This is a genomic window from Microcoleus sp. AT3-D2, from assembly GCF_036705715.1.
Taxonomy (GTDB): Bacteria; Cyanobacteriota; Cyanobacteriia; order Cyanobacteriales; family Microcoleaceae; genus Microcoleus.
The window spans coordinates 68758-81683 of record NZ_JAUBVE010000020.1 but is presented as its reverse complement, the minus strand read 5'-3'; the positions used below and the strand labels follow the sequence as shown (position 1 = coordinate 81683).

Genomic DNA, 12926 nt, shown 5'->3' with positions numbered 1-12926 from the left:
TACTGGCATCGCAATGCTAACCTTCGGCTGGTTGTCTGTCGGCATGGGTGGCTCTGTTTTATTTTACGATCAACTAATCAGGAATTTTAGAGAAAGTGATTGATCGCGTCAACCACGACTTCTTGAAGCTGCTACCGCCGGATGCTAAAGTCATTGTTGAAATTGGCTGCGGTACGGGCTCGACGGGCCAAGAGTACAAGCTGATCAATCCCCATTGTCAGTATATTGGCATTGAATGCGATCGAGAAAAAGCTAAAATTGCAGTCGATCGGCTAAACTGGGTGACGGTAGCTGATATTGAAGAAATTGCCCTCGAAAGTTTCGACATCGCCCCAGGAACCGTCGATTGTTTGGTTTTTGGTGACTTGCTACCCTACCTCAAAAATCCCTGGGAAGTGCTCAAGCAGTACAGTGGTTTACTGAATCCAGAGGGGCAAATTCTCGCCAGAATCCCTAATGTTCAATACTGGCGGCGGATTGTCAATCTGTTGCGGGGACAGTGGGAGAATCCCGACAGTAAGATGCAGCACTGGTTTACCCTAGAAAGTATTAAATCACTATTTGCTCAGGCCGGATTGCAGGTTTATGAATTTCAAGGGAAGGGACACAAAACGGAAAATTTTGTCCACTTTCAGGAATTACTGCATCCAATGGTAAAGGCTTTAGAGCTAACATCGAGCAGCTTTGCTACGGAAACAGGTGCTGAACATTATATCGTGCGATCGACCAAATCGACCGTACCTGCCCGCAGACTGCTGATTCAAACTATCATTATGGCTCCTACAGGGTGCGATCGCGTGCGAGTTTTGGAACCGGACAAATTTAGCGCCACAATTCCCGGTGTCCGCACGGTATCCCACGTCAAAACAGCAGAATTAATTCCGCCCCTGTCTGGAGAAGAAAAAGTCTTCATCTGGCAGCGGACAATCATGCAATATCCCGCCTATATTCCCAAACTCAAAGAACTGCTGCAACAAGGCTATTTAATAGTAGCTGAAATTGACGACAATCCCATCCGTCGCCGCGAATACGCAGACAATAATTACCTCAGCTATCGCGGCTGTCACTGTGTTCAAACTTCTACAGAACCGCTAGCAAAAATTTTGCGGCACTACAATCCCAATGTTGCCGTATTTCCCAATCAATTAGCTTATCTACCTCCGCCGCGAATTTATCCGGCAGAAGATACAGTCACAATCTTTTTTGGTGCGCTCAACCGCGAAAAAGATTGGCAGCCGATTATGGCAGCGCTAAATCGAGTTTTAGTTGCACACAAGCACCGGATTCGAGTTAAAGTAATTCACGATAGCAAATTTTTTGAATCATTGAAAATACAACAAAAAGAATTTGAACCCTTTTGCAGTTACGAACGGTATCAAGAAATCATGTACAGTTGCGATATCGCTCTGTTACCGCTCGTTTCCAACCCGGTTAACGAAATGAAATCCGACTTAAAATTTATTGAATGTGCAGCGCGGGGAGTAGCGGTACTGGCGAGTCCCACTGTTTACGAACATTCGATTGTCGAAGGTGAAACCGGATTGATTTATAGATATGAAAAAGAGTTTGAAACCAAACTAAATTCGCTGATTTCAGACACTTCTATGCGCCGAAAAATAGCCGCGAATGCTTACGAATGGGTGCGGGACAACCGCTTGCTGTGCGGGCACTACCGGCAGCGGCGAGATTGGTACTTACAGATGCGGGACGAGTTGCCACGTTTAAATGCTGAGTTGCGCGATCGTCTGCCGGAGTTATTTGGTGACTAAGTGCGGTAAGATTTATAGGGTTATTGTGCGATCGTTCTGTTTTATTGTTTAATTTCTAATTGTTACTCCACACCAATGCGAATTCTCTTCACTATTGCTCACTTTTACAATCCCAGCGGCGACGGGAAACACGCTTCCCAGCGAAATGATCCGCAACCACGACTAAATGCTTTAACCGCTTGCGTGACCTCGCTGCAAGCTTTGTACGGCAAATCTCAGTCCATGATTGACATTAGCGAATGTGCAACTATCCCCGCAAATCAATCTCAACAGCACGAAATTGACATTGTTGTTTGCACTACTCAAGGTTATCATCTGTTGCCTCAACTCCCAGTGCAGCCCAGATGTTTTATGCACCACGCTACAAAATGTGAACCGCTGCTGTTGGGGTTTGAGTGTCAAGCAGTTTTGCGAGCGTGTCTTAACAAATACGATTATTTCTGTTATTTGGAAGATGATTTAGTGCTGCATGATCCGTGGTTTTTTAGTAAATTAAAGTGGTTTACGCATCACGGGGGAAATGGAAATTTGCTGCAACCTAATCGCTATGAAATAGCGCCTAAAGGCGCGGTTTTTAAAGCATATGTTGATGGGGATTTAGCAGACTCAGCGACTTCTCCGTTTCAAAATGTAGAGGAGCAGCGGCAGTTAATGGGAAAAATCATGGAACAAACAGTCGCTTTTGAGCGGGCCTTAAATCCTCATTCCGGCTGCTATTTTTTGAATGCGGAACAGATGGCACACTGGGCTAAGCAGTCTCATTTTTTGGACAGGGATACTAGCTTTATCGGCCCGCTGGAAAGCGCGGCAACTTTAGGAATTATGCGGACTTTTAGAGTTTACAAGTCAACTCCTGCTTATGCTAATTTTTTGGAGGTTCAACATTTTGGAACGAGTTTTCTGAACTTGATTGGTAATAAGGTGAGGGTGCCGCAAGAAGGATGAGTTAAGATATTCAGGTAAGCTGCAATACTTGAGAGGTAGCATGACCCCGGCAACCGAAAAGATTGTCCTTCCCTCTCCCTTCCCCGACCACACTCAACTGCCAGAGGAAGACGGCACTTTTGTGAAGAATTTTCAGGAGCATCCCCAGAGCATTATTTTGACTGATTCTATCGGGTCGGTATTGCAAGGGCTTCATCCCGATGGGCAATATGCTATAGGGCAAGACTGTGGCATCTATTGGCGAGAAACAGACCCGCTTGAAAAGGGAGCAGAAGCTCCTGATTGGTTCTACGTGTCCAACGTGCCACCAACATTAGGAAATCAGATTCGTCGCTCTTACGTGCTGTGGCGGGAATTCATGGCTCCGATGATTGCTTTGGAGTTCGCATCGGGAGACGGTTCACAAGAGCGAGACACAACGCCGCTATCGTACTCAGAAGTCGAATCGGCACCAAGACCTGGGAAGTTTTGGGTCTATGAGCGGATCATGCGGATTCCGTATTATGGCATCTATGAAATCAATAGTGGCAGGCTGGAGGTTTACAGCCTGAACAATGGGTTTTACCAGCAGTTGCTTCCGAACGATCGCGCTCATTATCCGATCGCGCCAATGGGCGTAGAATTAGGACTGTGGCAAGGCAGTTATCAAAACCAGACAATGCTGTGGCTGCGGTGGTGGGACAGCGAGGGCAATTTGCTGCTGACAGGTACAGAACGAGCTTCCTTAGCAGAGCAGGCTTTGAGTGCAGAAGCCCAAGCACGGCGGGATGCCATCCCTCGGTTGTTGGCAATGGGATTGAATACACAGCAAGTGGCAGAAGCACTCGGTTTATCAGTAGAGGAAGTTAGGCAGCATTCACAATCTTAATGTTGCTTTTTATTAATCAGAAGTCAAAACATCCCCGATTTTAACTGTGCCGCTGTTGATAATTTTGGCTAAAACTCCTGTTTGTGCGTGACCGAATTCCTTTTGGAGTAAACTGAGTAGGGAAATATCCCGATCGCCCGTTTCTGGATTCACTTCTATATTGACACACCGACCGATTCGTGCTGTAACTTCTATGCGCGCTGTGCCTAATTGAAACTGTTTTCCGATCAACTCAAATTCTGACCAAGCTGCCATATTTTCTAGCACAATGTTCGGGCGAAATCGGGCCACATCAATCTTTTGAACAGCGATTTCTGTTAATTGGTCTAATGTGGCTTGACTGAGTAAAGAAATGTGTACGGGTTCTCGATCGGGATAACGAGTTTCGCCGCTGGTGTCACCGACTAATTGCAAAGGTTCAAACTGCGGGTGTCTCGCTTCTTTTGTGGGTTCAATTGCCGCCAAATATTCGGTGAAAAAACTGCCGATGCGATCGCGCCCCGCTGCTGTGTTCGTTTCTGCTGATAACACTGCAACTCCTTCACGCTTGACTGTTAAAACGGCCGTTTCCGGTTGATAATCACATTCCAAAGCTGCTAAGAGAGGCCAATCGTTTTGGACAGCAAAATTTTTTTTGCTCATCCAAGGCATATTTTGGGCGGGCATCTTTGCAGCTTCAAGATTATCTGCAAACATTAAGGCAAAAGCTCGATCGCCCTTAATTCCGTGTCCTGCGGTTAAAGCAAACTCCGACATTTCTTGTGGCGTCAGCCCTTTTATTGGATAAATAAATAACTGTTTTATTGTTGCTAATGTCATGATTTTTTTATTTAAACTGAATTCTTGTCCCCCCTTTTTTAAGGGGGGGTTAGGGGGGATCGAAAGTGTGTCACAAACATTAATAAAATTGCTATAAAAACCCGATTAAGCTAGCAATTCATAGCGACGGATATCTGGAGGCCCAACGGCCAAACCGTCTAATTTCTGCACGGCGTCTTGAATGTGAGTTGAACCGAGATGTAGTTCGAGCAAATCTGCACTTTCCCACTCTTCAACAAACGTAAAATCTGTGGGATCGGCTTGATTTTGCAGGAGTTCGTATTTGATGCAGCCTTTTTCTTTGCGAGTGGGTTCCATAATGCTCAGCAGCAGAAGAGATTTAAGTTCTGCTACTTTGTCGGGAAAGGCGACGAGGCGGGCGACCACTCGCAAGGTTGTTTTGGACATAGGAGAAAAAAGTCACAGATAGGACGATCGAATTTACCGATTTTTATTTGGCAAACTCAACTATAGAAGATTTTACTTAAAATAACCTACACAGGTCGATCGGTCAACCGCAGTAAAATCAGTCCTAGACGCGCTCAATTCTTAGACACCCGGTTTCTTGCCAAATTCTTCGTTACTAAGCGCAGAGCGTCGTATAAACCGGGTTTCTTGAGATATTTTGGCAAATATCGGAGGCACTCAATCTTTGGGATAAAATCGCTTGTTTTCTGTAGAATATTCCCAGGCGAGATCCTCCGGGTCTTTTTCGCGGCTCCACTGAGCAAACTCCGGCTTAAGTTTCCACTTGCCGATCGTAGTTGCGTGAACTTTGAACCTGCGGGAGAGTTCCGTCTGGGTAAAAGAGATTTTGGGCTTTTCAGGAGTCTTGGTTTGAGCAATGGGGAATAAATTTGGTTTTTTATCTTGTGCTTTTTCCCGATTTGTGGGAGGCTCTTGAACAGCTATTCCCGCATTAGCTGTTTCGCTTTGATTGACAGGTGGAGCTATTTGAAAATAATACAAAATTCCGCCTTGTTCCGTCACTTCAAAATCTGCGGCAAACTCAGAGGCTCGTTCGTCGAGATACTCTTGAACCTTTTCTCCGGGGAGTTTCGCATTCATCGCCAAATCCAAAGCCGTAACTCGCCCTTGATTTTCCTTGATCAACTTATAGAAAACCGAGTCTAAATGAGCGAGTTTATTTTTTTGCTGCTGCTGATAGAGCTTGTAAGCCAAAGCAACGCCCGCTGTGGTGGCGATCGCCCAAAACATCCTTCCCGACTCGAAACTGGCAACCGCCGTCAAGGAAATAGGCAAAAGCAGGGTAAGATATCCCCAAATGCTTCCCTTCTTTAGGTTATTGCTGTTTTTGACCATAGTTCCTAAACAGGTACGTAGTTTAGCTTAGTAGAGTGTGTCTGAATGCCGCGAAAGTTTCTCGACAGTCGATATATCGATCGGCCCGCTGACACACCCAAAAACGGATACTGTGCCGCGTACACTCGCCTTGTGGACAATCCCTAATTTTAGACCAAAGTTCCAGCTCCTTTGATTCAATGTCGCAAGTAAATCGAAAATCGAAAATCGAAAATCGAAAATCGAGTGACGCACTCTACGACAAAATCCCAGAATCTACTTTTTTTTCAACCGAGGGTTCATGTACTTTTTTCGCAAACAGATTGCCATCCTGCTGATAGTTGTTGCTTGCTGTACGCTGACGATTAGTTGCAGCGAGAGCCGAGCTGTCCAGTGTACTAAATTTACTGAAATTGTCAACAAAGGCAACGCTCTCATTGATGTTGATAAAGACAGCAACGATGCTGCAACGACCGACAACTTAGCTAAAAATTTGAACCTGATAGCGAATGAACTTCAAGCTCTGCGAATAACAGATCCAACCCTGAAAGAAATTCAGGAGCCATCGGTTAAATCCTTCCAGGAAATTAGTCAAGCACTCGGCGACATAAGCAAAAGTCTTCAGGCTGGCAATCTCGCTTCTACAAGTATAGAAGGTCGAGAGCAAATCCAAACAGCTCAAGCAGATATAATTAGAGCAGGCCAACAGGCAAATCAAGCAGCCGCAAATCAAGACGCTTTGACTAGCAAACTGATTAATTATTGTAAGAGCGATCGCTAAAGGCTAAGAATTTTGAGTTTTGAGATGGCCGCGCGAACCCCAACAACCCACGGGGGGTGAATGAATTGGAGGAATGCGTCGCCTTCACCTACTATCTACCGCTTTGCAATTACCCAATTTAGTGATGAATTTCTAAATTCAAAATATAGCGACCGAGTTGCACTTTCTCCGACCACAACTCATATTCTAACCGCAGGTGTTCCGGTTCTGGCGTTCCTGTCAGCGTCAAGTTGCGAGTGAAGTTGCGGAGTCGCAACTGTTCGGGAGTCGCCAGCGATTCGCCCTGAAGCCAATAACGGCTCAGGCCGTACATTCCTCGTTCCCAGCAGTGGCGGTAACTGTATTTGCCGTTTCCTTGCATCGTCATAATGACTCGATAGGGCGAAACTTCTAGCCAGAGCAACCGGGGTTTTGTAGTTGGGGGCAAGATTGTAACTGGCTCGGCAGATGCGTCGGAGTCGTCGGAAAATTGGCGATCGATGATGGCTGGTTCATGCAACAACAAGTGAAAGCGATCGCGGTCTTTTTGATAAAGCGTACCAGCGGTTTCAACAACTGACCACAATGGTAAATCAGTGGATACGAGCGATAAACTTACAGGCTTGCGGTGATGCGTCAGCATAAATAAAAGTTTAGGAGTTGTTGTGGATCGGGCGGTTTGAGATTTGAGATTTTAGGCTTTAGATTTTAGATTTTAGATTAGCTGGGTTCCAAATTCCGGAGCTTTTGCTTAAAAAAATGAAAAATCTACAACTGGCAATCGAAAATCGAAAATTGTTTAGTCAAAATTCAATCATCTGGTCGATAACTCAGAGCTGGACATGAAATCTAAGCATATACACGGATAATATTTGTGAAATTAATGTGAAATTAATGTGAAATCCGTGCCGTTGCGTCCGCACTCCCGTGTCATCGATAACTGACAGCGGAGTCTCTGGGCGAGTTTTATCAGGCTTTAAGTTAACCGGACACATTGGGAAAAAACCCGCAGGCCGTACAAAAGACAACTGACTTAGGACTGGGAAAAAGGTAGGATAGCTAACGCCATCCAATCCTAGTTTATCTCAATGCAAGCTGACATTATAACTACTACGCTTCTTGACAAAAGCCAAACTTTAAGAATTCAAAAACCGGCATCGGGCTTGTCGCTGGTCGGGAGGATTCGAGTTCCGGGCGATAAGTCGATTTCTCACCGAGCTTTGATGTTGGGTGCGATCGCCCAAGGTGAAACGACAATTGAGGGACTACTCCTAGGAGAAGACCCCCGCAGCACGGCTAAATGTTTCTCGCTCCTGGGAGCCAAAGTTTCTGAACTCAACGCGGAACGGGTGACAGTCCGGGGCGTCGGAATTGGCGAGTTAGAGGAGCCTGTGGATGTCTTGGATGCAGGTAATTCCGGCACAACGATGCGGCTGATGTTGGGAATTTTAGCCTCTCATCCGGGGCGTTTTTTTGCGGTAACGGGTGACAGTTCTTTGCGATCGCGCCCCATGTCGCGCGTCATTAAACCGCTGCAACAAATGGGAGCGCAAATTTGGGGCCGAAAAAGTAATTCTTTAGCTCCTTTAGGGATACTCGGACAGCAGTTAAAACCGATTCACTACCATTCTCCGATCGCCTCGGCTCAAGTTAAATCTTGCATATTGCTCGCCGGTTTGATGGCAAGCGGAGAAACTACAGTCACAGAACCCGCTCTGTCGCGGGATCACAGCGAGCGGATGCTGCGAGCGTTTGGAGCCCAATTGAGCGTCGATCCAGAAACTTGCAGCGTGACAGTTACTGGGCCGACACAACTGCAAGGGCAGAATGTGATTGTACCGGGGGATATTAGTTCGGCGGCTTTTTGGCTAGTTGCTGGGGCGATCGTCCCGGGTTCCGAGCTCGTAGTCGAAAATGTCGGCGTTAACCCAACTCGTACAGGCATTTTGGAAGCTTTGGAGATGATGGGTGCGGACATTGAACTGCAAAATCAGCGAGAGGCGGCTGGGGAACCGGTAGCGGATATTTTGGTTCGGAGTTCCGGCCAATTGCGGGGATGCACCATTGCGGGCGACTTAATTCCCCGACTGATTGACGAAATCCCGATTTTGGCAGTAGCGGCAATCTTTGCATCGGGTACTACAATAATTCGAGATGCGGCCGAGTTGCGGGTCAAAGAGAGCGATCGGCTGGCCGTGACTGCTGCAGAACTCAACCGCATGGGAGCCCAAATTTCCGAGTTACCCGACGGTTTAGAAATTACCGGGGGAACTCATTTGACCGGCGCCGATGTTGACAGCTACACCGACCACAGAATAGCGATGAGTTTGGCGATCGCAGCCCTCAATGCCACAGGTATTACTAACATTCACCGGGCAGAAGCTGCTGCCATTTCCTACCCCGACTTTACCGCCACTTTGCAACAAGTTTGCCATCCAAATTGAGAGCGGGAGAGTGGGAGAGGGGAAGAGGGTGAGAGGGAGGAGTACGAGATTTGGAGAAGGGAGAGCGGGAAAAATCCTCTTTCTTCATTCTTCCTGACATCCGTTACATCCGTTACATAATCCGTTGCCGAACTTCCCTCTTCCCTCTTCCTTCAACATCCGTTTAAGAATCTTTACCTACAACTTGTTCTTTTAAAGAATCAATTTCCGTTAACAACTCTTGGCGATTAGAAGCCTTGAGCAGATAGCGGTAAACAAACCAACCCGTATATCCCATGCCAATCAACTCAAAAATTGGAGCTACCAAAGGGACATCATTAAGAGCACCTAAAACTCCCAGCATTACCTTAATACTAATACCGCCTGCCAGAATTAAACCAACAGTTATGAGGGGCTTTTGGTAGTCAGCAAAAAAATTAGAGAGATAGGCTGGAAGTTCCGACAAAATTGTAATAACTTGGTCTTTAATATCTTGGAACTGGCTGGTCGGTGTTTCTGTGGTTGTCACTGTAGTCATGACCCCCGGTTTGTCCTCCACCAGATCTACTGTCACGACATCAGTGATTGTTTGTGTCTCGTCCGAAAAGTTAGCTTGTGTCATTGGATACTTCCTCCGTTGTCAGGTAAAATTGCAGGCTGTGAATTGCTGCCAGTATAATTGTCCGGCAATTAGCACAGCATCCGCGCTGCAGGGACTAATTGATGAGACTAAGGCAGAGTTTCACAAATTGCAAGCAAAAATAACGATATGACTTGATTTTAAACAATTGCCTTCGCTGCCAAATCGGTCTTTTGACTCATTTTTTCACTTGATCGAGGTCGATTTGATTCGGGCAAGGGCGTCCTTGTTCAAAGTCGGTGATATTGCCGATCGTGGTTTCGGCGATATTTTTCAAAGCTTCCTCGGTGAAGAAAGCTTGGTGTCCGGTAATCAGGACGTTGGGGAAAGTCAGCAAACGCTGAAAAACGTCGTCTTGAATAACGTGATTTGACAAATCCTCAAAAAACAGATCCGTCTCTTGTTCGTAAACATCTAAACCGAGGTAGCCAATTATACCAGACTTTAGTGCTTTGGTAACAGCTTTAGTGTCAATCAACTGACCGCGGCTGGTATTGATCAGCATCATCCCCGGTTTCATTTGCTCGATCGCCTCTGCACCGATCAAATGGTAAGTTTCCGGTATCAGCGGACAATGGAGACTGACAATATCAGAGGCGGCGAATAGTTCCGGGAGTGCGACGTATTCCAGGCCTAGGGCGAGGCAATCTGGGTTTTGGTAAACATCGTATCCCAGCAGGCGACACCCGAATCCGTGCAGAATTTGGGCAGTAATTGCGCCAATTCTGCCTGTTCCGACGATTCCCACCGTTTTGCCGTGGAGGTCAAAACCCAACAAGCCATCTAGGGCGAAATTGCCTTCGCGGACGCGGTTGTAAGCCCGGTGGATTTTGCGGTTGAGGGACAAAATCAGAGCGACTGCGTGTTCGGCCACTGCGTAGGGAGAATAAGCCGGAACTCGCAGCAGAGTTAGATCTAAATCCTTCGCTGCTGCTAAATCGACGTGATTGAATCCGGCGGATCTCAGGGCCAGCAAGCGGACGCCTTTTTCGGCGATCGCCCCGAGCGTTTTCGCGTCCAAGCAGTCGTTCACGAACGCGCAGACGGCCGGAAATCCAGCAGCCAAAACGCTGGTTTCCAAGGTCAGATGCGGTTCAAAAAAAACCAAGTCGTGTTGACCACCGACATTGGCTGCTGTCAGAAAAGTGCGATCGTAGGATTTGGTATTAAATACGGCTACCTTCATGATTTTTGCCTGCAAATCCAGTAATAGTTGGAAATTTTTTCCAGATTAACTCTAAATTTTACTAGAGCGCCGTTGCCCCAAACAACCCACTTTCCCTGAGAAATATTGAGTTTCGCAATGAGAGCCTCTCTGAAGACACCAAATTTTCAGCTTTAGGGCAAGTCCTGCTTAATTTTTTGAATCTAATTGCTTAGACTGTAGTAAAGCGCGATCGTTAATTGCTATTTTTTTAGGAGACAGCCAGATGCGTAAACCACTCAAAACTATAATTTATGAAATTTTAGAAACCTCAGACTCCAGCAATTTATACAGTTTGGCCGATGATGTTGTCATAACTTGTTTAACTCTGATCAACGTCGCAGCTTTTATTGCTTCTACTTCGCCCACATTGTCGCCACAACACACATCGCTTTTGGTAAACATCGAAATTGTTTCCTCCTTAGTATTTACAATAGAATATATTTTAAGGCTGTGGGTGGCTACCGCCGATCGCAGATACAGCCACCCGCTTTGGGGAAGATTGAGATATGCTCTTACACCGCTAAGTTTGATTGATTTAATTTCAATCTTACCTTTTTACTTATTGCTGTTATTTCCTAGTTTAAGCTTCGTTAACTTAATTCGTGTCCTGCGCTTGTTGCGGTTGCTAAAAATGAGCCGTTATTCTGAGTCACTCAGAACTCTGGGAGCAGTATTGTACGCTAAAAAAGAGGAGTTAATTGCCACTGCATTTGCAGTTTTTATTCTGTTAATATTTGCCTCTAGCGTCATGTATTTTGTTGAAAATGAGGCGCATCCAGAAACTTTTGCGAGCATACCCGATGCAATGTGGTGGGGAGTTGTGACCTTAACTACTGTCGGTTACGGTGATATTTATCCAATCACTCCTTTAGGGAAATTTTTAGGAGCAATATTAGCATTTTTGGGAATCGGAATTTTTGCGTTACCTGCGGGGCTCATTGCTGCGGGTTTTTCCGAGGAAGTCCAAAGGAGAAAGCAGGAAAAAATGGCGGCAAATTTAGAGCAATCGGCGAATTATCAATCGGTCAAAAGGCTGGCGGAAATAGAGGTCGGCTTTGAAGAAAAGCAAAGGGCGATCGCGCTTCACATCGAAAGTTCGTCAGAGTTGATGAAAATCTGTGTTCAAATGGCAAAACAGAAGTTAGGAAGTGAGTTCCAAAACGAACAAATTCTGCGCGATTTAGCTATTCATCTGTACAATGAAGCCGTCAGCAAATTCGAGCTGTAATTACAGATATATATTGCCTGTGATTGCCACCCAGTCGTTACGATAGCTTGTGCTTTGTTATGACTGCTTTCTGTGATGACTAATGACCAATGGTTGATTACCAATCTGGCGGCAAATTGTAATATTCTAGAGTTGATTTATCTGCCAGCAAATCTTGGGTTTTTCTGTCAATTTTAATCTCACCATCCGCCAAAACTAACGCCCTTTGAGTCGTTTTACCAATCCAATTCAAATTGTGAGAAGCGATCAAAATTACCTCGATCGGCAATTGGGACAAAACCTTAGCCAAGTGACGCCGCCACGAGGGATCGAGTCCGTTCGTCGGCTCGTCTAAGATTAAAATTGCTGGGTCTAATGCTAAAATGGCTGCCAAGGCTGCTAATCTTCTTTGGCCTCCTGAAAGTTCGTGGGCCGAACGGTTGGCAAATTCTACTAAACCAAATTCGTCTAATAGCGATAAAGCTCGATCGCGCGCAACTCCCGGCGGCACTCCGTAATTGCGGGGGCCGAACATGACATCCTCTAAAATAGTCGGCATAAATAGCTGGTCATTAGCATCTTGAAAGCAAAATCCAATCTGCCTGCGCGCCTGCGATAAAGTCGCCTCTTCCAACTTTTTTCCCTGCACTCTAATCTCGCCCGATTGAGGCATTTTTAATCCGATCAAGTTTTCGAGCAAAGTGCTTTTACCAGCACCTGTCAGACCGAGTAGAGCAACTCTTTCTCCCGGTTGCAAAGTAAAAGAAATTCCCCGTAATATTGGTTTTTGTTGGGGATATCCGAATACTAAATTTTCTACTTCGATTGTTGGCACGAATTTGAGTTTAGTCAATTTTTATTTGCCTCGATTTTAGGATTAATAGTATTTAACCGCAGAGAGCACAGAGACCGCAGAGAGGGGAAGGGAGAAGGCAAAAGGTAGAGGTATGAATTAATCAGTTACCAATTACCAATTGCCCCTTCTA

At 45.8% G+C, this 12926-nt stretch carries 13 protein-coding genes; 6 read left to right on the top strand and 7 right to left on the bottom strand.

The annotated features are described in order from the left end of the window. Positions 1-95 precede the first annotated feature (95 nt). The 3 genes from QUB44_RS11825 to QUB44_RS11815 all read left to right on the top strand — a co-directional run bounded on the left by QUB44_RS11825 (position 96) and on the right by QUB44_RS11815 (position 3582). Positions 96-1769 (top strand): methyltransferase domain-containing protein, encoded by a 1674-nt coding sequence (locus tag QUB44_RS11825; protein WP_333367107.1) that lies wholly within the window; start codon positions 96-98, stop codon positions 1767-1769. Between the two features lie 75 nt (positions 1770-1844). Then, a complete protein-coding gene (locus QUB44_RS11820) occupies positions 1845-2714 on the top strand; it encodes a calcium-binding protein (RefSeq protein ID WP_333367105.1) in 870 nt (289 codons plus the stop codon). Between the two features lie 40 nt (positions 2715-2754). Further along, complete coding sequence (locus tag QUB44_RS11815; protein ID WP_333367102.1) at positions 2755-3582, top strand: Uma2 family endonuclease; 828 nt, start codon at positions 2755-2757, stop codon at positions 3580-3582. 12 nt (positions 3583-3594) lie between these two features. Here QUB44_RS11815 and QUB44_RS11810 read toward each other — a convergent pair whose 3' ends face one another. The 3 genes from QUB44_RS11810 to QUB44_RS11800 all read right to left on the bottom strand — a co-directional run bounded on the left by QUB44_RS11810 (position 3595) and on the right by QUB44_RS11800 (position 5724). After that, positions 3595-4401 carry an MOSC domain-containing protein gene (locus QUB44_RS11810; RefSeq protein WP_333158018.1) on the bottom strand — a complete coding sequence of 269 codons (807 nt, stop codon included), beginning with the start codon at positions 4399-4401 and terminating at the stop codon, positions 3595-3597. Positions 4402-4506: 105 nt separating this feature from the next. Continuing rightward, positions 4507-4809, bottom strand: a complete 303-nt coding sequence (locus QUB44_RS11805) for a putative quinol monooxygenase (RefSeq protein ID WP_333158017.1) — start codon at positions 4807-4809, stop codon at positions 4507-4509. Between the two features lie 237 nt (positions 4810-5046). Further along, positions 5047-5724 carry a hypothetical protein gene (locus tag QUB44_RS11800; RefSeq protein WP_333158016.1) on the bottom strand — a complete coding sequence of 226 codons (678 nt, stop codon included), beginning with the start codon at positions 5722-5724 and terminating at the stop codon, positions 5047-5049. Between the two features lie 280 nt (positions 5725-6004). On the opposite strand from QUB44_RS11800, the gene QUB44_RS11795 reads away from it, so the two are divergent. Continuing rightward, on the top strand, positions 6005-6484 hold the full coding sequence (locus QUB44_RS11795) for a hypothetical protein (RefSeq protein WP_333158015.1): 480 nt from the start codon (positions 6005-6007) through the stop codon (positions 6482-6484). A 118-nt stretch (positions 6485-6602) separates the two neighbouring features. On the opposite strand, the gene QUB44_RS11790 is transcribed toward QUB44_RS11795, so the two are convergent. Continuing rightward, a complete protein-coding gene (locus QUB44_RS11790) occupies positions 6603-7106 on the bottom strand; it encodes a hypothetical protein (protein ID WP_333158014.1) in 504 nt (167 codons plus the stop codon). 445 nt (positions 7107-7551) lie between these two features. On the opposite strand from QUB44_RS11790, the gene aroA reads away from it, so the two are divergent. Then, on the top strand, positions 7552-8907 hold the full coding sequence (gene aroA / locus QUB44_RS11785) for a 3-phosphoshikimate 1-carboxyvinyltransferase (RefSeq protein ID WP_333367099.1): 1356 nt from the start codon (positions 7552-7554) through the stop codon (positions 8905-8907). Positions 8908-9070: 163 nt separating this feature from the next. Here the strand turns inward: aroA and QUB44_RS11780 are convergent, their stop codons facing one another. Continuing rightward, the gene (locus tag QUB44_RS11780) at positions 9071-9508 is read right to left on the bottom strand and encodes a CAAD domain-containing protein (protein WP_333367097.1); all 438 of its coding nucleotides are present in this window, start codon (positions 9506-9508) and stop codon (positions 9071-9073) included. Positions 9509-9704: 196 nt separating this feature from the next. After that, positions 9705-10712, bottom strand: coding sequence for a 2-hydroxyacid dehydrogenase (locus QUB44_RS11775; protein ID WP_333367092.1), 1008 nt, complete (start codon positions 10710-10712; stop codon positions 9705-9707). Positions 10713-10956: 244 nt separating this feature from the next. Here QUB44_RS11775 and QUB44_RS11770 point away from each other — a divergent pair, with 244 nt between their 5' ends. Then, positions 10957-11961, top strand: a complete 1005-nt coding sequence (locus tag QUB44_RS11770) for an ion transporter (protein WP_333367089.1) — start codon at positions 10957-10959, stop codon at positions 11959-11961. 97 nt (positions 11962-12058) lie between these two features. Here QUB44_RS11770 and QUB44_RS11765 read toward each other — a convergent pair whose 3' ends face one another. Further along, complete coding sequence (locus tag QUB44_RS11765; protein ID WP_333367086.1) at positions 12059-12793, bottom strand: ABC transporter ATP-binding protein; 735 nt, start codon at positions 12791-12793, stop codon at positions 12059-12061. Positions 12794-12926: the final 133 nt, after the last annotated feature.